The organism is Pseudomonas sp. C321, assembly GCF_055407105.1.
This window is the reverse complement of the sequence record NZ_JBUZRB010000004.1, coordinates 324256-348933: the sequence shown is the minus strand read 5'-3', so window position 1 is coordinate 348933 and position 24678 is coordinate 324256. Positions and strand designations below refer to the sequence as shown.

The 24678-nt window shown below is 60.9% G+C and carries 28 protein-coding genes and 2 pseudogenes; 19 read left to right on the top strand and 11 right to left on the bottom strand.

The window, feature by feature from the left end; translation table 11 throughout:
- Positions 1 to 4: 4 nt before the first annotated feature.
- The gene (locus tag ACZRJ6_RS14340; RefSeq protein WP_463968648.1) at positions 5 to 886 is read right to left on the bottom strand and encodes a LysR family transcriptional regulator; all 882 of its coding nucleotides are present in this window, start codon (positions 884 to 886) and stop codon (positions 5 to 7) included.
- 156 nt (positions 887 to 1042) lie between these two features.
- Between ACZRJ6_RS14340 and ampC the strand changes: the two genes are divergently transcribed.
- The 3 genes and pseudogenes from ampC to ACZRJ6_RS14325 all read left to right on the top strand — a co-directional run bounded on the left by ampC (position 1043) and on the right by ACZRJ6_RS14325 (position 4673).
- The gene (ampC, locus tag ACZRJ6_RS14335) at positions 1043 to 2173 is read left to right on the top strand and encodes a class C beta-lactamase (protein ID WP_463968649.1); all 1131 of its coding nucleotides are present in this window, start codon (positions 1043 to 1045) and stop codon (positions 2171 to 2173) included.
- A gap of 143 nt (positions 2174 to 2316) precedes the next feature.
- Positions 2317 to 3863 (top strand): annotated as a pseudogene (locus ACZRJ6_RS14330) (serine hydrolase domain-containing protein).
- Positions 3864 to 3881: 18 nt separating this feature from the next.
- The gene (locus ACZRJ6_RS14325) at positions 3882 to 4673 is read left to right on the top strand and encodes a MipA/OmpV family protein (RefSeq protein WP_463968650.1); all 792 of its coding nucleotides are present in this window, start codon (positions 3882 to 3884) and stop codon (positions 4671 to 4673) included.
- 143 nt (positions 4674 to 4816) lie between these two features.
- On the opposite strand, the gene ACZRJ6_RS14320 is transcribed toward ACZRJ6_RS14325, so the two are convergent.
- The 3 genes from ACZRJ6_RS14320 to ACZRJ6_RS14310 are packed head-to-tail and all read right to left on the bottom strand — an operon-like array spanning position 4817 to position 6414.
- On the bottom strand, positions 4817 to 5053 hold the full coding sequence (locus ACZRJ6_RS14320) for a cytochrome C oxidase subunit IV family protein (protein ID WP_463968651.1): 237 nt from the start codon (positions 5051 to 5053) through the stop codon (positions 4817 to 4819).
- A gap of 7 nt (positions 5054 to 5060) precedes the next feature.
- A complete protein-coding gene (locus tag ACZRJ6_RS14315) occupies positions 5061 to 5639 on the bottom strand; it encodes a cytochrome c oxidase subunit 3 (protein WP_463968652.1) in 579 nt (192 codons plus the stop codon).
- Positions 5623 to 6414 carry an AAA family ATPase gene (locus ACZRJ6_RS14310; RefSeq protein ID WP_463968653.1) on the bottom strand — a complete coding sequence of 264 codons (792 nt, stop codon included), beginning with the start codon at positions 6412 to 6414 and terminating at the stop codon, positions 5623 to 5625. The genes ACZRJ6_RS14315 and ACZRJ6_RS14310 overlap by 17 nt, the downstream gene beginning before the upstream one ends.
- Before the next feature lie 199 nt (positions 6415 to 6613).
- Here ACZRJ6_RS14310 and ACZRJ6_RS14305 point away from each other — a divergent pair, with 199 nt between their 5' ends.
- The 11 genes from ACZRJ6_RS14305 (at position 6614) to ACZRJ6_RS14255 (ending at position 15606) form a co-directional block, all read left to right on the top strand.
- The gene (locus ACZRJ6_RS14305) at positions 6614 to 8296 is read left to right on the top strand and encodes a cytochrome D1 domain-containing protein (protein WP_463968654.1); all 1683 of its coding nucleotides are present in this window, start codon (positions 6614 to 6616) and stop codon (positions 8294 to 8296) included.
- A gap of 24 nt (positions 8297 to 8320) precedes the next feature.
- Positions 8321 to 8635 (top strand): c-type cytochrome, encoded by a 315-nt coding sequence (locus ACZRJ6_RS14300; RefSeq protein ID WP_463968655.1) that lies wholly within the window; start codon positions 8321 to 8323, stop codon positions 8633 to 8635.
- Between the two features lie 28 nt (positions 8636 to 8663).
- Positions 8664 to 8981: a c-type cytochrome gene (locus tag ACZRJ6_RS14295; protein ID WP_463968875.1), complete on the top strand. Its 318-nt coding sequence runs from the start codon at positions 8664 to 8666 to the stop codon at positions 8979 to 8981.
- A complete protein-coding gene (locus ACZRJ6_RS14290; protein ID WP_463968656.1) occupies positions 8978 to 10153 on the top strand; it encodes a cytochrome D1 domain-containing protein in 1176 nt (391 codons plus the stop codon). The genes ACZRJ6_RS14295 and ACZRJ6_RS14290 overlap by 4 nt, the downstream gene beginning before the upstream one ends.
- A 2-nt stretch (positions 10154 to 10155) precedes the next feature.
- Positions 10156 to 10614, top strand: a complete 459-nt coding sequence (locus ACZRJ6_RS14285; protein ID WP_463968657.1) for an Lrp/AsnC family transcriptional regulator — start codon at positions 10156 to 10158, stop codon at positions 10612 to 10614.
- Positions 10611 to 11114, top strand: coding sequence for a siroheme decarboxylase subunit beta (gene ahbB, locus ACZRJ6_RS14280; RefSeq protein ID WP_463968658.1), 504 nt, complete (start codon positions 10611 to 10613; stop codon positions 11112 to 11114). Before ACZRJ6_RS14285 ends, ahbB (ACZRJ6_RS14280) begins: the two co-directional genes overlap by 4 nt.
- Before the next feature lie 4 nt (positions 11115 to 11118).
- Positions 11119 to 11562, top strand: a complete 444-nt coding sequence (locus ACZRJ6_RS14275) for an Lrp/AsnC family transcriptional regulator (protein ID WP_463968659.1) — start codon at positions 11119 to 11121, stop codon at positions 11560 to 11562.
- On the top strand, positions 11537 to 12040 hold the full coding sequence (gene ahbB, locus ACZRJ6_RS14270) for a siroheme decarboxylase subunit beta (RefSeq protein ID WP_149412375.1): 504 nt from the start codon (positions 11537 to 11539) through the stop codon (positions 12038 to 12040). Before ACZRJ6_RS14275 ends, ahbB (ACZRJ6_RS14270) begins: the two co-directional genes overlap by 26 nt.
- Before the next feature lie 26 nt (positions 12041 to 12066).
- Entirely contained in the window at positions 12067 to 13245 is a 1179-nt protein-coding gene (nirJ, locus tag ACZRJ6_RS14265) for a heme d1 biosynthesis radical SAM protein NirJ (protein ID WP_463968660.1), read from the top strand.
- Between the two features lie 67 nt (positions 13246 to 13312).
- Entirely contained in the window at positions 13313 to 14149 is an 837-nt protein-coding gene (gene cobA, locus ACZRJ6_RS14260) for a uroporphyrinogen-III C-methyltransferase (RefSeq protein WP_463968661.1), read from the top strand.
- Positions 14146 to 15606 carry a cytochrome D1 domain-containing protein gene (locus tag ACZRJ6_RS14255; RefSeq protein WP_463968662.1) on the top strand — a complete coding sequence of 487 codons (1461 nt, stop codon included), beginning with the start codon at positions 14146 to 14148 and terminating at the stop codon, positions 15604 to 15606. Before cobA ends, ACZRJ6_RS14255 begins: the two co-directional genes overlap by 4 nt.
- An 80-nt stretch (positions 15607 to 15686) precedes the next feature.
- Here the strand turns inward: ACZRJ6_RS14255 and hemN are convergent, their stop codons facing one another.
- The 3 genes from hemN to ACZRJ6_RS14240 form a co-directional block, all read right to left on the bottom strand.
- Entirely contained in the window at positions 15687 to 17072 is a 1386-nt protein-coding gene (hemN, locus tag ACZRJ6_RS14250; protein WP_463968663.1) for an oxygen-independent coproporphyrinogen III oxidase, read from the bottom strand.
- Positions 17059 to 18384 carry an oxygen-independent coproporphyrinogen III oxidase gene (locus ACZRJ6_RS14245; protein ID WP_463968664.1) on the bottom strand — a complete coding sequence of 442 codons (1326 nt, stop codon included), beginning with the start codon at positions 18382 to 18384 and terminating at the stop codon, positions 17059 to 17061. The genes hemN and ACZRJ6_RS14245 overlap by 14 nt, the downstream gene beginning before the upstream one ends.
- A 107-nt stretch (positions 18385 to 18491) precedes the next feature.
- Positions 18492 to 18935, bottom strand: coding sequence for a CopD family copper resistance protein (locus tag ACZRJ6_RS14240; protein WP_463968665.1), 444 nt, complete (start codon positions 18933 to 18935; stop codon positions 18492 to 18494).
- Between the two features lie 326 nt (positions 18936 to 19261).
- Here ACZRJ6_RS14240 and ACZRJ6_RS14235 point away from each other — a divergent pair, with 326 nt between their 5' ends.
- Positions 19262 to 19867 (top strand): SCO family protein, encoded by a 606-nt coding sequence (locus tag ACZRJ6_RS14235; protein ID WP_463968666.1) that lies wholly within the window; start codon positions 19262 to 19264, stop codon positions 19865 to 19867.
- Positions 19867 to 20340, top strand: coding sequence for a copper chaperone PCu(A)C (locus ACZRJ6_RS14230; RefSeq protein WP_463968667.1), 474 nt, complete (start codon positions 19867 to 19869; stop codon positions 20338 to 20340). The genes ACZRJ6_RS14235 and ACZRJ6_RS14230 overlap by 1 nt, the downstream gene beginning before the upstream one ends.
- An 11-nt stretch (positions 20341 to 20351) precedes the next feature.
- Here ACZRJ6_RS14230 and ACZRJ6_RS14225 read toward each other — a convergent pair whose 3' ends face one another.
- Positions 20352 to 20681 (bottom strand): DHCW motif cupin fold protein, encoded by a 330-nt coding sequence (locus ACZRJ6_RS14225; RefSeq protein WP_463968668.1) that lies wholly within the window; start codon positions 20679 to 20681, stop codon positions 20352 to 20354.
- Positions 20682 to 20818: 137 nt separating this feature from the next.
- On the opposite strand from ACZRJ6_RS14225, the pseudogene ACZRJ6_RS14220 reads away from it, so the two are divergent.
- Positions 20819 to 20902 (top strand): annotated as a pseudogene (locus tag ACZRJ6_RS14220) (HIT family protein); the annotation flags it as partial.
- A 5-nt stretch (positions 20903 to 20907) separates the two neighbouring features.
- On the opposite strand, the gene ACZRJ6_RS14215 reads toward ACZRJ6_RS14220, so the two are convergent.
- Both ACZRJ6_RS14215 and ACZRJ6_RS14210 read right to left on the bottom strand, forming a co-directional pair.
- Positions 20908 to 21375 (bottom strand): GNAT family N-acetyltransferase, encoded by a 468-nt coding sequence (locus tag ACZRJ6_RS14215; protein ID WP_463968669.1) that lies wholly within the window; start codon positions 21373 to 21375, stop codon positions 20908 to 20910.
- A gap of 37 nt (positions 21376 to 21412) precedes the next feature.
- Positions 21413 to 21847: a GNAT family N-acetyltransferase gene (locus ACZRJ6_RS14210; protein WP_463968670.1), complete on the bottom strand. Its 435-nt coding sequence runs from the start codon at positions 21845 to 21847 to the stop codon at positions 21413 to 21415.
- Positions 21848 to 21958: 111 nt separating this feature from the next.
- Here ACZRJ6_RS14210 and ACZRJ6_RS14205 point away from each other — a divergent pair, with 111 nt between their 5' ends.
- Together ACZRJ6_RS14205 and ACZRJ6_RS14200 are read left to right on the top strand one after the other, a co-directional pair.
- Positions 21959 to 22453: a GNAT family N-acetyltransferase gene (locus ACZRJ6_RS14205; RefSeq protein WP_463968671.1), complete on the top strand. Its 495-nt coding sequence runs from the start codon at positions 21959 to 21961 to the stop codon at positions 22451 to 22453.
- A gap of 80 nt (positions 22454 to 22533) precedes the next feature.
- Positions 22534 to 23049 carry a P-loop nucleotide/nucleoside kinase family protein gene (locus ACZRJ6_RS14200; RefSeq protein ID WP_463968672.1) on the top strand — a complete coding sequence of 172 codons (516 nt, stop codon included), beginning with the start codon at positions 22534 to 22536 and terminating at the stop codon, positions 23047 to 23049.
- A 41-nt stretch (positions 23050 to 23090) separates the two neighbouring features.
- On the opposite strand, the gene ACZRJ6_RS14195 is transcribed toward ACZRJ6_RS14200, so the two are convergent.
- Positions 23091 to 24656, bottom strand: a complete 1566-nt coding sequence (locus ACZRJ6_RS14195; protein ID WP_463968673.1) for a L,D-transpeptidase family protein — start codon at positions 24654 to 24656, stop codon at positions 23091 to 23093.
- Between the last annotated feature and the right edge of the window lie 22 nt (positions 24657 to 24678).

Here is a 24678-nt window from a genome sequence, read left to right as displayed (position 1 = left end):
GGGCTTATTGTGGCGCCTCCACCACCTCCTGCAACCATTCCTTGAACGCCAGCATCGCCGACGTCTCGGCCCGTGACTGCAAGCGCGTCAGCCAGTAACTGCCGGTGGTGATCCCCACGTCGAACGGCTGCTGGATCGCATCCGTGACCAGTTGCCTGGAAAACATCATCGCCGGAGCGAGGGCCACACCGACGCCTTGCAGCGCGGCCTCCATCATCGCCAATGAGGAATCGAAGACGACGCTACGAGGCACTAACGTGTCGGCAGGCAAGCCCGCCGCCTGGAACCACTGAGTCCATTCGTCGGCACGATAAGAACGCAGTAAGGTGTGTTTCAACAGGTCCGCGGGCGTGTGTAATTGCCGAGCGATCTGCGGCACGCACAACACCGTGAGCGGCGCCTCCAGCAACTCAACCGCGTCGGTACCGTGCCAGGCACCTGCACCGAAGCGGATCGCGTAGTCCAGGCCCTCGGCGGCAACATCGACGCGGTTGTTGTGGGTAGACAAGCGCAGGTCGATAAACGGGTAGCGTGCCTGAAAATCCCCCAGGCGCGGCAGCAGCCAGCCCACGGCGAAGGTACCCACCGCGCCCACCGTCAACACTTCGCGGTAATGCCCGCCTTCGAACTGGCCGAGGGTTTGGGCGATACGGTCGAAGGATTCGCGCAGCACCGGCAACAGGGTTTCGCCTTCTCGGGTGAGCATCAGGCCACGGGGTAGGCGCTTGAACAGAATGACATTGAGCTGCGCCTCCAGGCTTTTCACCTGATGGCTAACCGCCGCCTGAGTCACGCACAATTCAATGGCCGCGCGGGTAAAACTCAAATGCCGTGCCGAGGCTTCAAAGGCTCGCAGGGCATTGAGAGGTAGATGAGAACGAAGCATGACTTAACCCCAAATTTTTCTAATGGCTGCCGCTAGATATCATCATTTGTCGATCCGGGGAAAAGTGCCTAGATTTGCAGCGCCTGCGCAGGTAGCAGTATTCAAGATCAACCTCATGGAAGCGACTCAATCATGTACGAAAAGACTTTATTTCAAATGCGCAACGTCGCAATCTTCACCTTATTGCTCGGCGCAGGCAACTGCATGGCCGCCACCGATCTGCGCAAGGTGGTGGATGACACCATTGAACCGCTGATGCGGCAGCAGGCTATCCCTGGCCTGTCGGTGGCCATCGTGCAGAACGGTAAGGCTCAATACTTTAACTACGGCGTTGCGTCAAAAGACGGCCAGCAACCGGTGACCGAAAACACCCTGTTTGAAATCGGCTCGGTCAGCAAAACCTTCACCGCGACCCTGGCAGGGTACGCCCAGGCCACCGGCAAACTGAACCTGTCGGCTCCGGCCAGCCAGTACTTGCCAGCCTTGCGCGGTAGCAAATTTGACCACATCAGCGTCCTCAACCTGGGGACTTACACCGCTGGCGGCCTGCCGTTGCAGTTTCCTCGCGATGCCGACAACGCCGACCGGATGATCAGCTACTTCCAGCACTGGAAGCCCGATTTCGCCCCTGGCACCCACCGCCTGTACTCCAACCCCAGCCTGGGCCTGTTCGGTTATTTGGCAGCGCAAAGCCTGGGGCAGCCGTTCGACCGGCTGATGGAACAGACCCTGCTCCCGAAACTGGGCCTCAAGCACACCTACATCACGGTGCCCAAGGAGCAGATGAACCTGTACGCCCAAGGCTATGGCAAGGATGACAAGCCGGTGCGCGTCGGCCCTGGCGCGATGGACAGTGAAGCCTATGGCGTGAAAAGCAGCCCATCGGACCTGATCCACTACGTCGGTGTGAATATGCACCCGGCCAATCTGGAAAAACCGCTACAGCAGGCCATCGCCAACACCCACACGGGTTTCTATACCGTCGACGGCACCACCCAAGGCCTGGGCTGGGAGATGTACTCCTACCCGATCACACTGGACGCCTTGCTCGCCGGTAACTCGACAGCCATGATCCTGGAACCTCATAAGGTCAACTGGCTGACACCACCGCAGCCCCTTCGGGCAGACACGCTGGTCAACAAGACCGGTTCCACCAGCGGCTTCGGCGCCTACGTGGCTTATGTCCCAAGCAAAGGCATCGGCATCGTGATCCTGGCGAACAAGAACTACCCGAATGCGGAACGGGTGAAAGCGGCCCACGCTATCTTGAAAGCAATGGACCAATAGGCCCCGCCGAAGTCACGAACAAGTGTTGATGCCACAGACGCTCACTTAACAGTCTTTGACAGTTTCCCGACAAAGCTCTCAAAGACTGTTGGACACCCCTTCCCTAGCATTCAAGCATCCAAATTACCTGCTGGGTGCTTGCCATGTTTCGCACATTGCGCAGTCTTCCGCTGCTGGGTTGTCTGCTGGGCAGTATGGGTTGCCACGGACAACCACCGGCTGCGCCGCCTATCCCCAAGGGCGACTACCGAGCGATCATTCGTTACCTGCAAACCCGCATTCCCTGGGAGATGGCCCGCCATAACGTGCCGGGACTGTCCATTGCCCTGGTCAACGGCCAGGAGCTGATCTGGGCCCGTGGCTTCGGCTTTGCCGACAAAGCGCGGGGCGTTCCGGTGTCGCCGAACACGGCGTTCCGCGCCGGGCCACTGTCCAAGCTGATCACCGCTACCGCTGCGTTGCAATTGGTGGAGCAACAGCGGCTGGCCCTCGATGCGCCGATCCAGGACACCCTCAAGGAGTTCTACGTACGTTCGCGCTTTCATGCCGACCAGAGCGCCGCCGACCGCGACATCACTTTGCGCCGCTTGCTCAGCCATCAGTCCGGGCTGCCCAGCGAACACTTGCGGGACCTGCGCAGCAGCTTCGCCATGAGCCAGATGCCGATGCGCGTCTCGGGGGTCTGGTTGAGTACGCCACCGGGCACCCAGGTGGCCTATTCCAACCTGGGTTATGCGCTGGTGGGCGCGGCCATCGAGCGCAGTGCCGGTCAGGATTTCGAAAACCAGCTGCAACACAGTCTGCTCAAGCCCCTGGAGATGGAGCAATCGAGCTTTGTCGGCACTACCACGCAACAGGTGTACCGGGCCCAGGGCTATCAGGATGGCGCCATCAGCCCCGATGCCCAGGTGCGCGACCTCGCCGCCAGCGGCTTGTGGGCCAGCCCCAAGGACCTCAGTCATTACGTGCAGATGCTGTTCGCCCAAGGCACCTACAAAGACAAACGGCTGCTGAGCAGTGCATCAATCAACGAGATGCTCAGCCAGCAAAACACCGGCAACGCCCTGGATTTCGACTGCCAGATCGGTCTGGCCTGGTTTCTCGCGCCCTGTGGCGACGAACCGGTCAGCGCCGGGGTGCGAACCTTCCAGCACAGCGGCGCAAGCGACGACTTCGCCGCCCAGTTGACGATGCTGCCGGACCAGCAATTGGCGGTGATCGTCATGAGCAACGACAGCAACGCCGAAGACATGGTCGCCACCCTCACCACCCAAACCCTGCGCCTGATGCTCCAGGCCCAGAGTGGCGAGGCCATGTGCCCGGCTGATTGCCAGGCGCCCGCCGGCGGCCTTGATCATCGCCGCGTACCGGCCGCAGCCACGGCCAGCTCGTGCCCGTGGGCGAACGCATTGAACCGACGCCGCTGACCGGCGCCTGGGCCAACACCATCGGCACCTATCAGGTGCTCAGCACCCATGAACCCGACGCACCGCTCAGTGGCATCAGCGTGCGCCTGGAAGAAGGCTTTCTGGTGATTCGCGGCCAACTGCACGACCAGCCCTTGACCGACTACATCCTGCTGCCGGTGGACAACGCCCATGCCGTGCTCGCCGGTAACGGCTATGGCCTGAGCGCCTCCGGCTACCACTTCAAGCGCACCGACACACCCCACAACCCCTTGAACCTCTAACCCAAAACGAAGGCCATCATGCGTTCGAAAACGATCTACCTGTCCCTGACCTCACTGTGCCTGGCCACCGGCGCCCAGACCTCACTGGCCGAAGACTGGCAATACAGTCTCAAAGGTGGTGTCGCCAACCTGCCCCGCTACAGCGGCAGTAACGAACGCGTGACCACGCCGCTGCTGGGAGGTGAAATCGTCAGCCCCTGGGGGATTTTCCTCAGCACCGACAAGGGCCTGGGCTGGGGATATGAAGGGGAAAACGCCAGCTTCAGCGCCTACGTGGGCCCCAGTGCCGGGCGCAAGGATAAAAAGAAAAGCGGTCATGCCGGCTCTGACCGACTCAAGGGCATGGGCGAGATCAAGTCACGGGCGCAACTGGGCCTCAGCGCCAACTATACCCTGGGCTCGGTGATCCTCGGCGCGACCCTGGAACATGCGCTGGAGGGGGACGATAAAAAAGACGCCGGCAAAGCCTTTACCAGCCTGGAACTAAGCATCGGCACCAACCTGTATGACGGCGACTACGGCACCGTGGACGCCAGCCTCAACAGTCGGTTTGGTGACGGCAATTACGTGCAGACCTGGTACGGCGTCACCACCGGGCAAGCCGCACAAAGCCGCTTTCGCGCTTATGACGCCAAGGGCGGGTTGGTCAGCCGAGGCATGAACCTGAGTTGGAGCCTGCCCATCAACGACCACACCCAATTTTCCACCCTGCTGGATGTGCAGTATTTGTCCAATGACGCAGGCAAGAGCCCGATTGTCGAGCGTAGGTTGCAGACATCGGTAATGGGGGTGGTTGAGTACACTTTCTGACGGGGTAATCCCTGCAACAACCACAGGTATCTACGCATCTTCGAAAGAAGGAATGGGCGTAGATACCGTCTTGAGCCTCACCGGGCAAGAGCAAGTTTCGGGTCATAAGGCTGCACGATTCCCGCATTAGCTCGCAGGCGGCCTTAAAACCGCGTCAGCGCAATCACCCCCACCAACACCACTGGCCACCCCAACAACAGCCCCCGCCACAATCCCGGCGCATGCCGCAGTTCCATAAACCCGTCAGCAATCACCCAGGCCTTGGCCACCGCCAACACCAGCACCATCTCCCATAGCCCCGGCGCACCCAGCATCACAGTTCCCACACTGAGGACCACTAGCGCGGCCCAGCAAACAATCACCAGCTGAGAAACAGACATCGCCACCTCAACGAATCACATACACCAACGGAAACAGCACCACCCATACCAAATCCACCATGTGCCAATACAGCACGCCAGACTCGAACCCTGTCTGCCGCCCCGCCGGATAAGCCCTGCGCCAACAGCCCAGCGCCATCCAGCCCAACATCACCATCCCCAACAACACATGCAAAAAATGAAACCCAGTCAAAATCCAATACAGCGTGAAAAAAGTGCTGTATTCCAACCCAAGTCCAACAGAAACCAAGTGCCCGTACTCACCGAGCTTGATCCCCACATAAACACCGGCCACCAGCAAACCAAGGACCAACAACCCGCCAGCCAGGCGCGAGCGCCCCTGGCGAACCTGCTGCTGCGCCAACGCCGCCAACAACCCCGTCGTCAACAAACTCAAGGTCATCGCCAGCCCGGTAGAGGCATCCAACTGCCCTCGCCCCTCGGCAAACACCTCGGGCCGCAGCACCTGGGTCACGGCAAACGCCAGGATCAGAATGGCAAACACCGACAGCTCAGCGAGGATGAAAAACCACATCGCCAAATCCCCCGGCAGCCGCTGGACCGTGGCCTCAGGCGAAGTGGACATCAACCACATCCATCAGCGCGGCCACGGTCTGCGGATCATCACTCAAGGATTCCGCCAGGCAGGCCATGCAGGCCTCGCGGGGGTTCATCCCGGCGGCGATCAGGCGCGCAGTGAAAATCAGCAAGCGGGTGGACGCGACTTCTTCCAGATCATGTTGATCAAGGCGACGCAATGCCTGACCCAACTTGACCACCTGGGCAGCCAGCGCGGTATCCACGCCAGCCTCACGCGCCACAATCCGCTCCTCTTCCAACGTTGCCGGATAACCAAAGCGCATCGCCACAAACCGCTGCCGCGTACTGGGTTTCATGCCCTTGAGCAGGTTCTGGTAACCGGGGTTATAAGACACCACCAACATGAACGAGGGCGGTGCCTTGAGCACTTCGCCGGTGCGTTCCAGGAACAGCTCGCGGCGATCATCGGCCACCGGGTGCAGGACCACTGCGGTGTCCTGCCGAGCCTCTACCACCTCGTCGAGGTAGCAAATGCCGCCTTCGCGCACGGCGCGGGTCAGCGGGCCGTCCTGCCACCAGGTGCCCTGGGCACCAATCAGGTGGCGGCCGATCAGGTCGGCGGCGCTAAGGTCGTCGTGGCAAGCGACCGTGTACAGCGGCAGTTTCAGCCGGTGGGCCATATATTGGACAAAGCGGGTCTTGCCGCAGCCAGTGGGGCCCTTGATCAGCACCGGCATGCCGTGGCGCCAGGCGTGTTCGAACAGGACCTGTTCGTTGTTCAGCGGTTGGTAGAAGGGTTCAAGCGGTTCGGGGAGAGTCATCGCACACCTTGGATCGACGCGGGTTTGAGGGCCACGCTACGGGCGCCTGCGACAACCTGGCAAGCCGTACGCCAAGCAAACTTGATCGCCGTCAAGCGAGCAATCACCCCCCTCGTCATAGTCTCCTATGGCACTAAGAACCTGCGCTCTACCCTGCCGTCGCCGGGCATCGCAAAGGTCTTGCCTGAGGAGATATGGAATGCTGACTCGCAACAGAAAACCTTTCGCCCTGAGCCTAGCCAACCTGAGTTGCGCATTGGCCCTGGCCCTTTCGACGCACGCTTTCGCCGCGCAACCGGCGGCTGCCATGCCCATGGTCAAAAGCCCCGGCGCGCCGGATTTGAGCCAGGCCGAGTTCGACGCTTCAAAACAGATTTACTTTGAGCGCTGTGCCGGTTGCCATGGTGTGTTGCGCAAGGGCGCCACCGGCAAGCCACTGACTCCGGACATCACCCAGGCCAGGGGCCAGGCTTATCTGGAAGCGTTGATCGCCTACGGCTCCCCCGCCGGCATGCCGAACTGGGGCACCTCCAATGCGCTGACCAAGGCGCAGATCACCAGCATGGCCAGCTTCATCCAGCACACCGCGCCGACACCGCCGGAATGGGGCATGGCCGAAACCCTCAAGACCTGGAAAGTACTGGTCAAGCCCGAAGACCGCCCGAAGAAACAACTCAACACGCTGAACCTGGAAAACCTGTTCTCCGTGACCCTGCGCGACGACGGCAAAATCGCCCTGATCGATGGCGACAGCAAGAAAATCGTCAAGCTGATCAACACTGGCTACGCCGTGCACATCTCGCGGATATCCGCCTCGGGGCGCTACCTGCTGGTGATCGGCCGCGACGCCAAGATCGACATGATCGACCTGTGGCCCGCCGAGCCGACCAAGGTGGCCGAGATCAAAGTGGGCATCGAAGCGCGTTCGGTAGAGACCTCCAAGTTCAAGGGTTATGAAGACAAATACGCGATTGCCGGTTCCTACTGGCCGCCGCAGTTCACCATCATGGACGGCGAAACCCTGGAGCCCAAGCAGATCGTCTCCACCCGTGGCATGACCGTCGACAAGCAGGAATATCACCCCGAGCCTCGTGTAGCGGCGATCATCGCCTCCCATGAATGGCCGGAGTTTATTGTCAACATCAAGGAAACCGGCAAGGTGATGCTGGTCAATTACCAGGACATCAAGAACCTCACCATCACCACCATCGACGCCGCACCGTTCCTTCATGACGGCGGCTGGGACAGCACTCACCGCTACTTTATGACGGCGGCGAACAACTCCAACAAGGTTGCGGTGATCGACTCCAGGGAGCGCAAGCTCACCGCCCTGGTGGACGTCGGCAAGACCCCGCACCCCGGCCGTGGCGCCAACTTTATCCACCCGCAATACGGTCCAGTCTGGGCCACCAGCCACCTGGGTGACGGTGGCATCTCGGTGATCGGCACCGACCCGATCAAGCACGCCCAGTACGCCTGGAAACAGGTGGTCTCGCTCAAGGGCCAGGGCGGCGGCTCGCTGTTTATCAAGACCCATCCCAACTCGCGACACCTGTACGTCGACACCACCCTGAACCCGGACACCAAGCTCAGCCAGTCGGTCGCCGTGTTCAATATCGACAATCTGGACGCTGGCTACACCGTGCTGCCGATTGCCGAGTGGTCAGGGATCAAGCAAGGCGCAATGCGCGTGGTGCAACCGGAATACAACAAGGCCGGCGATGAAGTGTGGTTCTCGGTATGGAGCGGCCAGGAAGAGGAATCGGCGCTGGTAGTGATCGATGACAAGACCTTGAAGCTCAAGAACGTGATCAAGGACAAGCGCCTGATTACGCCGACTGGAAAATTCAATGTCTACAACACCCAATTCGACATTTATTGAGCTTCATCAACAAGAGGCAACCCAATGAAAAATATCCTGCTTGCTCTGTGTGCCCTCAGCGCTGCGCTGAGCCTGCCATCCGCATTCGCCCAGGATGGCGCGGCACTGTTCAAGAGCAAACCCTGCGCGGCCTGCCACACCATCGACGCCAAGATGGTGGGGCCAGCGCTCAAGGAAGTCGCTGCGAAGAACGCCGGCGTCAAGGACGCTGCCACCACCCTGGCCAGCCGCATCAAGAACGGCACCCAGGGCAACTGGGGCCCGATTCCAATGCCGGCCAATCCGGTGACGGATGACGAAGCCCTGATTTTGGCCCAGTGGGTATTGACCCTGAAATAAACACAAGGAGCACGCCATGAAAACATCGATGATCGGTTCGGCAATGGCGTTGCTCTTCCTCATTATTCCTGCGCCGGTGCATGGAGCGCCGGCGCCGTCACGCCAAGTCCAGCTGAAACACCTGCTGGCCCAGGACTGTGGCGCCTGCCACGGCCTGCACCTGACCGGTGGCCTGGGCCCAGCCCTGACTCGCCAGGCCTTGGCCGGGCAAACCCGCGACTCATTGATTGCCACCGTGACCTACGGTCGCCCTGCCCTTGCGATGCCCGGTTGGGCACCTCTGCTCAGCAGCAACGACATTGCCTGGCTGGTGGATCGCCTCCTGCAAGGAACCTCTGCACCATGATCCGTCCACTGCTTGTCTCAATGGCCGCAGGCCTGTTGTTGTCGGCCTGTGTGCAATCGCCGTTGCGCGGTTCCGGCGACCTGGGCTTGGTAGTGGAACGCGCCACGGGCAGCCTGCAAATTATTGAAAGCAGTGGGCTAACCACCCTGGCACACATCGACGGCCTGGGCGATCTGTCCCATGCCTCGGCGGTGTTCTCACGGGACCAGCGCTACGCCTATATCTTCGGGCGCGACGGCGGGCTGACCAAGGTTGATCTTCTGGGACAGCGCATCGATAAACGCATCATCCAGGGCGGCAACAGCATCGGCGGCGCCATCAGCCAGGACGGCCGCTTGATCGCCGTGTCCAATTACCAGCCAGGCGGGGTCAAGGTGTTCGATGCCGTGACCTTGCAGCAAGTGGCAGATATTCCGGCAACGCCCCTGGCCGATGGCAAGCGCTCGCGGGTGGTGGGCCTGGTGGATGCGCCGGGCCAGCGCTTTGTGTTCAGCCTGTTTGATACGGGCGAAATCTGGAGCGCCGACTTCAGCCAGGGCAACACCCCGGCCATCACCCGTTTCGAGGGCATCGGCCAGCAACCCTATGACGCACTGATCACCGCCGACGGCCGCTATTACATGGCCGGGCTGTTTGGCGAAGACGGCATGGCCCAGCTCGACCTGTGGCACCCGGAGCACGGGGTCAAGCGCGTGTTGGCCGACTACGGCCGAGACCAGGAAAAGCTGCCGGTCTACAAAATGCCCCACCTGGAAGGCTGGGCCGTGGCCGACAACCAGGCGTTCGTGCCCGCCGTGGGTCGTCATCAGGTGCTGGTGATGGATGCCCGCACCTGGCAACAGACTGCCGCGATCCCGGTGGCTGGCCAGCCGATTTTTGTCACCGCCCGCCCCGATGGCCGCCAACTGTGGGTCAACTTCGCCTACCCGGACAATGACCGAGTGCAAATACTCGACAGCGAAACCCACCAAATAGTCGCCGACCTGCGGCCCGGCCCCGGCGTGTTGCATATGGAATTCACCGGGCGCGGCGAGCAACTGTGGTTATCCGTGCGCGACGGCCAGCAGGTGCAGGTCTGGGACTCCTATCGTCTGACCTTGCTCAAGACCCTGCCAGCAGACAGTCCCAGTGGAATTTTCTTCAGCAGTCGCGCACAAAAAATGGGGTATTAAAGATGGAATTGGATGAACTCAGCAGTCGCCTGATCGACCGCTATCAACACAACATGCCGCTGTGCGCCGAACCCTACCGGGAGATGGCCCAGAGCCTGGATTGCAGCGAGGCCGAGGTCATGGCCTGCCTGCAACGCCTGAAACTGGCGGGAGCCCTGTCGCGCATCGGGCCAGTGTTCGATCACACCCGCGCTGGCGCCAGCACCCTGGCCGCCCTGGCGGTACCCGCCGAGCGCCTGGAACAGGTGGCAGCGCGAATCAGCCAGTACCCGGAGGTCAACCACAACTATGCCCGCGAGCATCACTACAACCTGTGGTTCGTACTGACCGGGCCTAACCGCCAGCACCTGGAACAGGTCCTCGACGAGCTGGAAAAAGACACCGGTCTTACTCCCCTCGATCTGCCCATGCTCAGCGCCTACCGTATCGACCTGGGATTTTCCCTGGGAGTCCACTCGTGATTACCCCGCTCAACCAAGAACAACAACTCGACCTGCGCCAATGCCTGGAGCGAGGTTTGCCCAGGGTTTCCCGGCCCTATCAGGACCTCGCTGAACGGATCGGTGCCAATCAGGATCAGGTGTTGCAGCAGGTACAGCAATGGCACGAGCAAGGCCTGTTTCGCCGGGTCGGCCTGGTGCTCAACCACCGCGCCTTGGGCTTTGTCGCCAACGCCATGCTGGTGCTTGACGTACCTGATGCGCTGATCGATGAAATCGGCCAACGCCTGGGCCGTGCAGCGGGTGTTGCCCTGTGTTACCAGCGTCCCAGACGCCTGCCCCACTGGCGCTACAACCTGTTCTGCATGGTCCACGGTCGGGAACGCGAAGCGGTTAAAGCGCACATCCAGGCCATGTTGAAAGAGCAATTGCTGGGCGACTTGCCCCATCAACTGCTGTTCACCACTCAAGCGTTCAAACAATGCGGCGGGCGTTTTGCACCACCCACGTCACAGGTATGAGCCCATGGATGACCTCGACCGGCTGTTAATCAATCGTCTGCAACTGGGGCTGCCGCTGGTGCGTCATCCCTGGCAAGTCGTGGCCGAGGAACTGCACAGCACACCGGACGAATTGCTCGACCGCGTCCACCTGTTGCTGGAAGACGGTGTGCTCACCCGCTTTGGGCCGATGTTCGACATCGAGCGTCTCGGCGGAGCCTTCACCCTCGCCGCGCTGGCGGTGCCAGAACCTCGCTTCGAGCAGGTGGCCGCCCAGCTCAATGAACTGCCGCAAGTGGCCCACAACTACCGCCGAGAGCACCCCTGGAACATGTGGTTCGTGCTGGCATGCAGCACGGCCAAGGACCTGGCCGAGACCTTGTCGCATATCGAAACCATCACCGGGCTGGAGGTCCTCAACCTGCCCAAGGAGCAAACCTATCATGTCGGTCTATATTTCCCGGTTTGACGAAACCCTGGCGCAACGCTTGATCCAATTGACCGAGACCGGCCTGCCGTTACTGGAAGATCCCTGGGCCTGGCTCGCCGAACAGTTGGACATCAGCGTCGAATCCACCCTCGACCTGCTCAAGCGCCTGCAAGGCGAAGGGGCGATCCGGCGAATCGCGGCGGTACCCAACCATTACCGCATCGGCTATCGCCATAACGGCATGACCGTCTGGGACGTGACCGATGAGCAGATGCCGCGCCTCGGTGAGTTGATCGGCGCCCAGCCCTTTGTCAGCCACTGCTATCGGCGGCCACGGCGCACCGATTGGCGCTACAACCTGTTCGCCATGGTTCACGGCCGCAGCCGCGAAGAAATCGACAGCTACCGAGAACACCTGCGTTTTTTGCTGGGGGATGCCTGTACCGCCGATGAGATGCTGGTGAGCAGCCGCATCCTGAAAAAGACCGGCCTGCGCCTGACGCCTGCGCCATGCTGAATCGCGTGCTTTAGAAGGAACACCTTATGCTGAGGATCAGTCATTACCTGCGCACCCTCGCCGGCCAATGCCCGCCGCCCCGCCTATCATCCCCTGGCAGCAACCGTGCCCCGGTGGTGATCTGGAACCTGCTGCGGCGCTGCAACCTGACCTGCAAGCATTGCTACGCCACCAGCGCCGACAGTGTGTTTCGCGATGAGCTGGACACGGCCGCCGCCCTCAAGGTGATCGACGATTTGCATGAAGCCGGGGTCAAGGTATTGATCCTCTCCGGCGGCGAGCCGCTACTGCGCGACGATCTGTTCCAACTCAGCGCCTACGCCCGCAAGAAGGGTTTTTTTGTCGCCCTGTCGAGCAACGGCACATTGATCGACGACCAGAATATCCAGCAAATCGCCGACGCCCACTTCGACTATGTGGGCATCAGCATTGACGGCCTGGAGGCGACCCACGATGCGTTCCGCCAGCTACAGGGCAGTTTCCAGCGCTCGATGCACGCCATCAACCTGTGCCGCCAGGTCGGTATCCGTGTTGGCCTGCGCACTACCCTGACCCAGGAAAACCATGCCCAGCTTCCGCAATTGCTGGCGCTGATGCGTGAATACGATGTGCAGAAGTTCTACCTGTCGCACCTCAACTACAGCGGGCGCGGTAAACGCAGCCGTCAGCTCGATGCCCACCGGCAAATGAGCCGCGATGCCATGGAGCTGATTTTCCAGCAGGCCTGGAGCGATATCCAAAACGGCGTGGACAGCGATTTCGTCAGCGGCAACAACGACGCCGATGCGGTGCTGTTGCTGCAATGGGTACACCGCCACCTGCCGGAACACTACCCGCAACTTGAACAGTTGTTGCACGCTTGGGGCGGCAACGCCTCAGGCAGCGGCATCGCCAATATCGACAACACCGGTGAGGTGCATCCCGACACCTACTGGTGGCAACACTCGGTGGGCAATGTGCGCACCACGCCGTTCCGCAGCCTGTGGCTGGATCAGCCTGACCCGTTGCTGCTGCGCCTGCGCGAACACCCACGGGTGGTGGGCGGCCGCTGCGCCGACTGCCGTTGGCTGGGCATCTGCAATGGCAACACCCGAACCCGCGCCTGGGCCGACGGCGACCTCTGGGGCCAGGACCCCGGTTGCCACCTCAGCGACACAGAAATCACCCGAACACTGCCCACTCTCATTCCTTGCTCGGCATGCTGAACCCCCGGCCGACTACCTGGCGAAACAGCCGGGGGCGGCAAACCTGATGATGAACCAAGGAAGTCTCATGCACTCATCTCCCCTTGTAATACCGAGCGTCCTGCACAGTTCCTTCAGCCCCGGCGAAGTGGCCCTGGTGGGGGCCGGGCCTGGCGACCCGCGCCTGCTGACCCTGCGGGCCTGGAGCCTGTTGATGCAGGCCGACGCCGTGGTGTTCGACCGGCTGATCAGTGCTGAACTGCTGACGCTGATCCCCCTGGCTTGCGCCCGTCATTACGTCGGCAAGGCCAGCGGATACCACTGCCTGCCCCAGGAACAGATTAACGAATTGATGGCGGATTTGGCTGACCAGGACCTGCGCGTGGTGCGGCTCAAGGGCGGCGACCCGTTTATCTTTGGCCGTGGCGCCGAGGAGCTGGAGTACTTGCTGCAACGGGGCATTTCCTGCCAAGTGGTGCCGGGCATCACCGCCGCCGCCGGCTGCAGCGCCTATGCTGGCATCCCGCTGACCCACCGCGACCTGGTCAATTCATGCCGGTTTGTCACCGGGCACCTGCAACGCAATGGGGCATTGAATCTGCCCTGGGACAGCCTGGCGGACGGCAGCCAGACCCTCGTTTTCTACATGGGGCTGTCGAACCTGGCGCTGATCTCGGACCGATTGATCGCCGCAGGTTTACCCCCTGACACCCCGGCGGCATTGATCAGCAATGGCGCTCGCGCCGATCAGCAGGTAAATCGCGGCAACTTGCGCCAACTGCCGGCCATGGCCATGGCGTGCGAACCCGGCGTGCCGACGCTGACGGTGATCGGTCATGTGGTGAATCTGTTTGCCGATGCGGCCCTGCAATACCCGGCCAGCCTTGCGCCTGGACAACCAGCCAAGTCCAGGGTGGCGGTATGAAACGCCTGCTGCTGGTGCCGCTTTTGTGGGTAAGTGGCGCCCATGGCGCACTGGATGCCGCCGCGGACTATCGAGAACACTGCGAAAGCTGCCATGGCATCAATCGCGTCGGCGGCACAGGCCCGGCCCTGTTCCCGGAAAGCCTGGGGCGGATCAAACCGGCCGAAATCCGCCAGGTGATCCAACAGGGTCGCCCCGCCAGCCAAATGGCGGCATTCGCCTCGGTGCTCGCACCTACGCAAATCGACGGGTTGGTGAGCTTCCTGCAACAACCCCCAGCCACGCCTGCCACCTGGAACGAACAGGACATCCGCAGCAGCCACGCCTTGCTGGCCGATCTGCGGCAACTGCCGAGCACCCCGCAACACCACGCCGACCCGCTGAACCTGTTTGTGGTGGTGGAATCTGGCGATCATCACATCGACATCCTCGACGGTGACCGCTTTGAAGTGCTGGACCGCTTCGCCTCGCACTTTGCCGTGCACGGCGGGCCGAAATTTTCTCCCGATGGCCGCTTTGTCTACTTTGCTTCCCGTGACGGCTGGATCAGCCTTTACGACCTGCACAACCTCAAGCTGATCGCCGAAATCCGTGCCGGGCTCAACACCCGCAACCTGGCGGTGAGCAAGGACGGCCGCTGGGTACTGGTGGGCAACTACCTGCCGGGCAATTTGGTGGTGCTGGATGCGCGCGACCTGTCGTTGGTCAAAACCTTGCCCACGAATTCACGGGTCAGTGCCGTCTACACCGCGCCGCCCCGCAACAGTTTTATCGTCGCCCTCAAGGACGTGAATGAAGTCTGGGAGCTGTCCTATACCGACGCCCAGCCCAGCTTCGAACCCCGGCGCATCCAGGCCCAGGACGTGCTCGACGACTTCTCGTTCTCCCCGGATTACCGCCAGTTGCTCGCGACATCGCGCAAGGCCGGCGGTGGTCAGGTGATCGATCTGGATTCAGGCAAAGTGGTCACCAACATTCCCCTGGCGGGCATGCCGCACCTGGGTTCAGGCACCTACTGGCAGCGCAATGGCCAATGGGTGTTTGCCACGCCCAATATCAGCAAGGGCCAGATTTCGGTACTGGACCTCAAGACCTGGAAGCTGATCAAGGAGATCCCCACCCTGGGGCCTGGCTTCTTCATGCGCAGCCATATCAATTCGCGCTATGTGTGGAGCGATGTGTTCTTCGGGCCGGACAATGACGCCATTCACTTGATCGACAAACAGACCCTGGAAATCGCCCACACCCTGCGGCCGATGCCCGGCAAGACTGCTGCCCACGTTGAGTTCACCCGTGATGGCCGGTATCTGTTGCTGAGCATTTGGGACACTGAGGGTGCGCTGATTGTCTATGACAGCCAGACGCTCAAGGAGATCAAGCGCATTCCCATGAACAAGCCGTCAGGCAAGTACAACGTGGGGAACAAGATTGAGTTTGCGCAGGGGACGTCGCACTGAAGGCGAGCCAGGGGGTATTGAGTACCTATCCGTTACCGCAGAAACGGATAGGTACTCAGGCCTTTGATCTGCGACAGCCTTCAAACCGTGCGAGAAAACTGGCCTTTCTGCTCCCCCCCCAAATACGCATCAAACGCCATCGCCACACTGCGTACCATCAACTGCCCCTGAGGCAGCAACTGCACCGCGTCATCGTGGATCTGCAACAAGCCATCCCCTACCTGCTCATCCAGCAGTGAAAGCGCCTGGGCAAAATACTCGGTAAACCGAATGTCATGCCCCGCCTCGACCCCGGCAAATTCAATACGCCCGTGGCACATCAAGCCATTGATCACCTCGCGGCGCAGCACATCATCGGCGTTCAACCGATAACCGCGTTGCACTGGCAACAAACCCGCGTCGATACGTGCGTAGTACTGGGACAGCTCCTTGACGCTCTGGCTGTAGCTGTCGCCAACTTTGCCAATGGCCGATACGCCCAGGCCAATCAGGTCGCAATCGGCATGGGTCGAGTAACCCTGGAAGTTGCGCTGCAGGGTGCCATTGGCCCGAGCCAACGCCAACTCATCCTCGGGCAAGGCGAAGTGGTCCATGCCGATGTAGACATAGCCGGCCTCCGTCAGGCGGCGAATGGTCAGTTCCAGCAGCTCCAGCTTGCGCTCCGGTGGTGGCATGTCTTCGGGGCGGATCATGCGCTGGGCGCGGATCTGCGTCGGCAAATGGGCGTAGCTGTACGCGGCCACGCGGTCGGGGCGCAGGGCGATAAGTTTGCTCAAGGTCACGTCGAAACTGGCCACGGTTTGCAGCGGCAGACCATAGATCAAATCGACGCTGATGGACTTGAACCGCGCCTCGCGGGCCGCTGCCACCAGTTGCAGGATCTGTTCCTCGCTTTGCACGCGATTGACCGCCGCCTGCACATCCGGGTCAAAGTCTTGCACACCGAAGCTCAAGCGATTGAAGCCCAACCGGCGTAGGTTTTTGATGCGTTCGACGCTGATGGTGCGCGGGTCCACCTCAATGGAAAATTCGTGCTGGTCGCTGTCATCCAGGTTGAAGCCCTCCCCCAGGCTGGCCATCAACTCAGCCAACTGCTCATCGTCCAGGTACGTCGGCGTGCCGCCCCCCAAATGCAACTGGGTCAGGGGCCGCGAACGGTCGAACAACGCAGCCTGCATCTGGATTTCCCGCTTAAGGTAAGTCAGGTACTCCACCGCACGATGGGTCTTGCGGGTGATGATCTTGTGGCAGCCGCAGTAGTAGCAAAGGCTCTGGCAAAACGGGATATGGATGTACACCGACAGCGCCTTGGGCGCCACGGCCTGGTTGCTGGTCTGCACCGCCTGGTGGTAGTCATCCAGGGCAAAGGCTGAGTGAAACTGTGGCGCCGTTGGGTACGAGGTGTAGCGCGGCCCCGGGCGGTCGTATTTCTGCACCAGGGCCCGATTGAACTCAAACGCAGTCATGGTCGATGGTCTCGTCATTGGAGCAAGGAGGGACAACGCTGCCGGTGCGACCAAACAGCGCGCAGAGCGCGTCCACCTGGCGGCGGCCGGCAGGCAACACACAGAGAAAGCGCTCGGACAAGTCGATCTGGCCATCGCGGTGCAACTGCTCCAGCAGCGGCCAGATCGTCGAAAAATAGCGGGGGAAAATCAGCCCGTAACGACGCTCGACTGCCTGGATGTCCAGCTCCAGGTCGCAGGTCAGGCGCTCCATGATGTGCTGGCGAATCTGATCGCCGGCCTCGCAGCGCCAGCCGCGGACGGTGGCTAATAGGCCGTTGTCCAACTGCTGCCGGTAGACCTGCGGATCGTCACTGTTCTGGGCATATAACGTATCGATCTGGCTGATCGCGCCCAGGCCAAAACCGATGTGATCGCAGTACCCATGGCGGGTGAAGCCCTGGCAATTGCGGCTCAGGCGCCCACGCTCCTGGGCCAGCGCCAGGTCATCGTCGGACCGCACGAACTGCCCAAGGCCGATGTAGTGATAACCCGCCGCTTCCAGGTGCCGGAAAGCGCTTTGGCGCATGGCGCTTTTATCCGCATCGCTCGACAGCGCTCGCGGTGCCTGTTGCTGATAGCGCCATGACGCCTGGGCGTAGTCGAACACCTGCAGGCGGTCTGGCTCCAGGGCGATCAGGCTCGAAAGCTTCGCCTCGAAACTGGCGATGGTTTGCCAGGCATGGCCGTAGCCCAGGTCGACGTTTACCGAGCGAAAACCGAAGGTGCGCGCCGCGTCAATCAGCGACTGGATCGGCGCCGGGTCCTGGTAGCCTGCCAGCGGAGTTTCGACGTCGTCACTGGCATCGGGCACGCCGATGCTGACGTGGTTGAAGCCCAGGTCGCGCAACACGCCCATGGTGGCCCAGTCGATTTGCTGGGGATCGAGGTCGATGCTGTAGTCACCCTGATCGTGGTCAAGAAAATGCAAACGGCTGCGCAGGTGCGCCATCAAGCGTTGCAGGTCGGCTATTGCCGGAGTGGCGCCACCCAGATGGAATTGATCCACTGGTTGACGGCTACCCAGGTGACAACCGATTAGGTGGATTTCCTGCTCCAGGTAACGCAGGTAGTCGTCGCAAGCGTGGGACGCCGGCCATTGCAGGTTCAGCGAGAGGGGTCGCTGCCGCTGGCGGCTGTCGCGCAAGGCACGCAACAGATCCAGGGAGCCGACGCCACTGTGAAACTTGCCAATGTCCACCTTGCCCTGATCCAGCACACCTGGGTCACGGCGCAAGCGCCACTCGCGGTGGGGATGAATGACGGTGAGCATGGCTGTCTCCGAGTCTGGCTACGGTAGGCCATTGTCCGGTGCGACCGGAGAGCGCACCTTGATATGCATCAAGACCGCAAGAATCTATGCATGAAACGGACCGACGGCTACCAGGTCACGTAGAACATGCCCTTGGCCAACAACACAATGGCGACCATATGGCAAAACAGGCTCAAGTGGACAAACCGCAAGTAAGCAGCAGTCACCTGCCCGCGCCGCATCAACAGCATGGTCAACAGGAAATGCATGAGCACGCTGGTGGCGAGGATCAGCTTGAGGGTCAGCAAGGCGCCGAATGAAGAACTCGAAGGCGAAGCCAGCACCGGCAGGTATCGCAACCAGACCATGCCGCCCCCAGCGCCGAACAGCACCAGCAACACCCACGGCATCAAGGCCCTGGCGCGACGGCCAATGCCTTGCTCCACCAGCAGCATGACCCGCACCGGCAGCTGTTTGTGCAGACCGCCGAGGATCAGCACTTCAAAAAACACCGTGCCGATAAAGATCAGTGCGGCGAACAGATGGGCCAACAGGAACAGGAAATAGAGCATCAAAACCTCGCAGGTGGACTGGCCCTTATGCCAACCACTGTGCCAGATACGTCGTGGCGCGCGCCTTGATACGGGTCAAGGACGGCCGCGTCCTGACAGCGCGTGCTCGTCCTATTGTGTTGGAGCGCTCGCCTCGTGCGACAGTCTGCCGCAGACTCACCCACCGCCCCGGCCTGTTAAGGTAACGCACCGCTCTGTGGCGTTAAGTCGCAGATGATCGAGCACGAGCCGCGGCGGCAGCCCTCCTGCCTTCCCCGCTCTCGCTCTTCAAGGCCTGATTGGCAAGCCCTGCGCAATCTTCAGGCGCTTCACAGGATGCACATTGCATGACCATGTTATTCACCCGCCGCAAAGTCCTCACCGGTATGAGCTTGCTGGGCCTGGGCCTACTCAGCGGCTGTGACACCAGCCCCAAGCTGAATTTCAAGTACGGCAAGGACCTGAGCGACAAGATCATGGGCCGTACCTTCAAGCTCAAGAACACCCAGGGCGAAACGGTCACTCTCAGTTCCTTCCGGGGCCTGATGCCGGTGGTGTTCTTCGGCTTCACCCAATGCCCGGCCGTGTGCCCGACCACCCTGGCGAGAATGGCCCAGGCCAAGAAGCTGATGGGGCGCGACGGCGAGATCATGCAGGTGATCTTTATCACCCTTGATCCGGAGCGCGACACGCCGCAAGTGCTCGACGCCTACGTCAAGGCCTTCGACCCCAGCTTCGAAGCGCTCTACGGCACCCCGGAAGAAGTCGCCGTGGCCGCCAGGGAGTTCGGGATCTTTTATGAAAAGATCCCCGCAGGCGACAGCTACACCCTGTCCCACACCGCCACCAGTTTTGTATTCGACACCCGGGGCAATCTGCGCCTGGGCTTGTCAGCATCGCTTAACGCCAAAGAGTGCGCAGAAGACCTGCTCACCGTCATGGAGGTCTGCTAATGACTGCCGTTCAACACCTCAAGCGCATCGCCCTCGGCCTTTCCCTGCTGGGCCTGGCAGCACACGCCAACGCCCAGGCCCAGGCCCAGGTCAGCGACGCCTGGGTGCGCGCCACGGTACCGGGGCAGCAATCGAGCGGTGCATTCATGACCGTCACCGCCGACAGCGACAGCAAGTTGCTGAGCGTGCAGTCGCCGGTGGCCAAGCTGGTGCAGATTCATGAAATGAGCATGAAGGACGACGTGATGCGCATGGGGCCGGTGGACTCCGTGGCCCTGCCGGCGGGCAAGCCAGTCAAGCTCGATCCGGACGGTTATCACGTGATGTTGATCAACCTGAAGGGCCAGATCAAGGAAGGCGACTGGGTGCCACTGACCCTGACCGTGGAAAATGCCAAGGGCGAAAAACAGTCGATTGAAGTCAAGGCTCCGGCCCGTGCGCTGGGCAGTTCCGACCACAGCATGATGCACTGAGCTGCCTGACCTCAATCCACCACAAACAACTTCGCACCGGTGGTGGTAAAAGAGCGATGCCCCTCCATGTCATTGCCCACCTGATAACTCATGCCGGCCGTCAGGGTGAACTGGCGGCCATCCTCCAATTCCGTGTGCAACTCGCCTTCCAGGCACAGCAGGATATGCCCTCGCCAGCACCAGTGATCGGCCAGATAGCCGGGGGTGTATTCGACCATCCGCACACGGGTCGAACCGAACTGACAGGTGCGCCACCAGGCGCTACCTGTTTCTCCGGGGTGAAGGACCGGTTCGATGGTCGACCAGTCGGTGGTGCCAAAGGGGATTGCCGTCAGATCCATGGTTGCCTCAGCGATAAAAGTGCCTCGGTGGACGGTATCCAGCCGATGGCACGCGGGGTAGACACAGATGGCCTGCATTTGTTTGATACAGGGCGTGCTTGTTATCCTCACGCGCTAACCCGCATGGACGCCCGCTTGTGAAAATCGATCCAGCCTTCATCCTCCACGAGACCGAGCACTGGCTCGTCAACCATCACCTGGGGTCGGCGTTGCCGGGTTATCCTCGTCAAAGAAGTGACTTCACCATAGGAATACACGCCAACTGCAACCCCGAAGGCGAATGATAGATAGCCTGTTCGCTACCCGTATAACCGCAGCGCCGATAGAAGTCCCCCGCATTCAGTGTCGCATCCAGAATGACCTTCTTGAGCCCCAGCTCCCGCGCCAGGGACTCAAGGTGATCGAGGATCTTTTTGCCAATCCCCCGCCCGATAAAACCGGGCAGCACAAACAACGCACCGACTTCGTCGTTATCCAGATCCAGCATGCCCGTGGCTACCGCCTCACCCTCGATACAGCCCAGGTAAAAGTGCTTGTCCATCAGCGCGCCGTAACCGTCCTCAGCCGAGCCTCTGGTCCAGGCCAGCATCTGCTCTTCGGTGTAGGCTCCGATGCATTGGCTGCGTATGGCCTGAAGGCGAATATCGAACGCCACCTGGCCATCGTTTGGGGTGGCTCGTCTGATCTCTAACATTTCAATCTCCGTTGACTATCAATCCTGGCGCGCACATTCATGCGTTTTCGTTACCCCGCTGGGTGAACGAATAGCGGTCAATGTCCGTCCTCAACTGCCAGCCCTGGCCTTGCCAATAGCGGGCGGCGCTGTCGTTGGTCTTGAACACGTCAAGATGGCATTTGTGGATGCCCTGCTGCGCAAGACTTGAAAGGCAGCGCGCCACCAGCGCGCTGGCGAGGCCTTGGCGACGGTAGTCGGGTAGCACCAGCAGATGCTGAAGATAGCCGCGACGACCGTCGTGCCCACACATGACACAGGCACAGAGCATGCCGTCGACTTCGGCGATGAAGCTCATGCCGGGGTTGCGCTCCAGGTACCTGGCGGTGGACTCGCGAGAGTCGGCGTCACGCAGGGAAATGCCGGGGGTGTTCTGCATGAGGTCGAGGACGGCGTCGTAATCGTCCAGGGTCATGACGCGGATGATGGGCATGAAGTTGGGCCTGGGTTGTTGGTTGACCGGGTTTGATACGCCTGCGTCGAGCGTATCAAGTAATCTATGTTCTTCGCACCCAATCAACCCCTTTAGCATTCAGGAATCGCAATGCCCACCCTCAGTTTTCGCAACGCCACCCCAACAGACGCCACTCGCTGTTACCACATCGAAATCTCGGCCTACGAAGGTGATGAAGCTGCTACCCAGGAGAAGATTGCCACGCGGATTGCTCTGTACCCGGAAGGCTTTCTGATCCTGGAGGTCGATGGAGTTGTGGTGGGTTTTATCAACTGTGGATGCGCCCACGACGTGGTCATGTCGGATGAGTCGTTCAAGGAGTTGGTGGGGCACTCGGCGGATGCGCCGAACGTGGTGATCATGTCGGTGGTGGTTGACCCGGCTCACCAGGGCCAAGGCTATTCACGCAAGCTGATGGAGGTTTTTGTCCAGCGCATGAAGGCGATGGACAAGAAGACGATTCATCTGATGTGTAAAGAGCGCCATGTCGAGTTGTATAAGCGAATGGGTTATCGCTATGTTCAGCCCTCGGCTTCTGACCATGGCGGCATGGTTTGGCATGAGATGGTGATGGATATTAAGTAACCGAGAATTGACTGCGATGAAACAGCAGCTTATTGAAATTGGCGACCGCCACCCTTTTATCAATATTTGAAGGTTCGACGATGCTCATTGTTTTCAGCGGCCTCCCCGGCACCGGGAAAACCTCCATTGCCAGAGACCTTGCCGGCCAGACAAACGCCGTGTACCTGCGCATCGATACCATCGAACAGGCCATCCGTGATGCCGGGGTTCTCGCGCGGGATGTGGGCACCAGCGGTTACCGGGTTGCCCACGGGCTGGCGGCGAGCAATCTTGGTTTGGGTCACCGGGTGGTCGTTGACTGCGTCAATCCGGTCAGCGAAAGCCGGGAGGCGTGGCGTGAGGTCGCCATTCGCGCGGGAGTTGCGTTGGTCAATATTGAGGTGATCTGCTCGGACAGGCAGGAACACCAGCGACGGGTGGAGACACGCGCGAGTGATATTCCCGGCCTGACCCCGCCCACCTGGCAGTCGGTGTTGGCTCATGAGTATGAGCCGTGGGATAACACTGCGCTGACCATCGATACCGCGCTGAAGTCTGCAGCGCAGGCAGTGGCAGAGATCACCGAGAACTTTTTAACCCCGCGGGGCAAGGTTTGATCTGCTGAAAAGCCCGCAGCCATCAAGCGGTTCGTCCGCTCCTAAAGCGGGCTCTTCATGGCTTTTATCAACGCTGGATCGCGCCCATAAATATCCGGCGCGTAGAGCAGCGCGCCCTGGCTGTCCACTTGTACCGTCCAATAGCCCAACAGCACCGGCACCGGCGTGGTGAGCCGGAATTCGTGGGTCACGCCGGTGGCCAGCAGTTCCTCGGTCCGCGCACGCTCGGCCGGGCTCACCAGCAGGTCGCGCAGCAACAACGGTTGCTCAACCCTCACACACCCCGAACTGAACGCTCGCGGACCTTTGGTGAACAGCGGCTGGCTGGGGGTATCGTGCAGGTACACCGAGTACGGATTCGCAAAGCGCAAGACGATCTTGCCCAAGGGGTTTCGCGGCCCGGCGTCCTGACGCAGGAGGATATTGCCGGGGCGATCCCAATCGATGGTGCTGGTGTCCAGCGGGTGGCCCTCGCTGTCCAGCACCTGCATGTTCTGCTGCTGCAGATAGGCCGGGTCCAGGCGAATGGCGGGCAGTTTGTCTTCGCGCATGATGGTTGGCGGCACGGTCCAGGTCGGGTTCAAGGTGAGCCGGGTGATACGAGACTTGAGCAACGGTGTCTGGCGTTCCGCACGGCCCACTTGCAGACGGGTCTGCCACACCGGCACACCGCCCTGATAGACGCTCAGTTGCGCAGCCGCGACGTTGACCAGTACGCCCTCGGGCTCCAAATCCTGGGCCAGCCAGCGAAAGCGTTCGAGGTTGATGCGCAGTTGTTCGCGGCGTACCGCCGGGCTGATGTTCAGTTCCGTGACAGTGCCCGGCCCGATAACGCCATCGGCCTGCAAGGAATGGCTCAACTGGAAGCTTTTCACGGCATTGACCAGGTCTTCGCTGTATTGCTTCCCGGAACCGGTCGGCTGACCTGCCAGATACCCTTCGCTGAACAGCCGCCGCGCCAGTTCGGGAACCCTTGGATCATCCTTGCCTGGGCGCAACAACGGACCGCTGGCGATTGCATCCCACTGCGGCAACGGTTGTTGGCGCTGCGCGGCGTAGGCCGTGCGCAGGGTGCGGTACAACTCAGCGCTGGGCCGGGCCTGATCAAACGCTTGGGCGATGTCCTGCTGCCCGGCCATGGCCAGGACTTCGATACTTGGGTCCTGCGTCGGCGGCTGTGCATGCCAAAGGGGCTCGAAATGAGCTTGCTGCAAGCGGCCATAATGCAGATCGTGCAAGGCTTGCAGATATTTCCAGCTAATCTCGATATCAGTACACAAGACATTGCTGGTCGCCGTATCCAGGGGCAGACGATAGTGAGCCGGGTCCAGGCCATCATCGGCCAACAGTTGCAACTGCGCCTGCAATGCCAACCGGCGCTCGCTGGCAGTCCACAGGGAAGCATTGCCCTGCTGTTGGTAAAACGCCTGCAACCGCGTCTGGTCGGCTGCATCGATCGGCCCGGCCAAACCAGGGCAAACACTGGACAATTGCCCGAGCACCAACTGCACCGGGGCGGGCGATTCCACCAGCAGGTCTTCGGCTGTCGCGACCAATGGTGCAACGAGCAGGCAAATGCTCAAGTAATATGCGTGTTTTTTGAACAATGACGTTGCTCCATTCCATGGC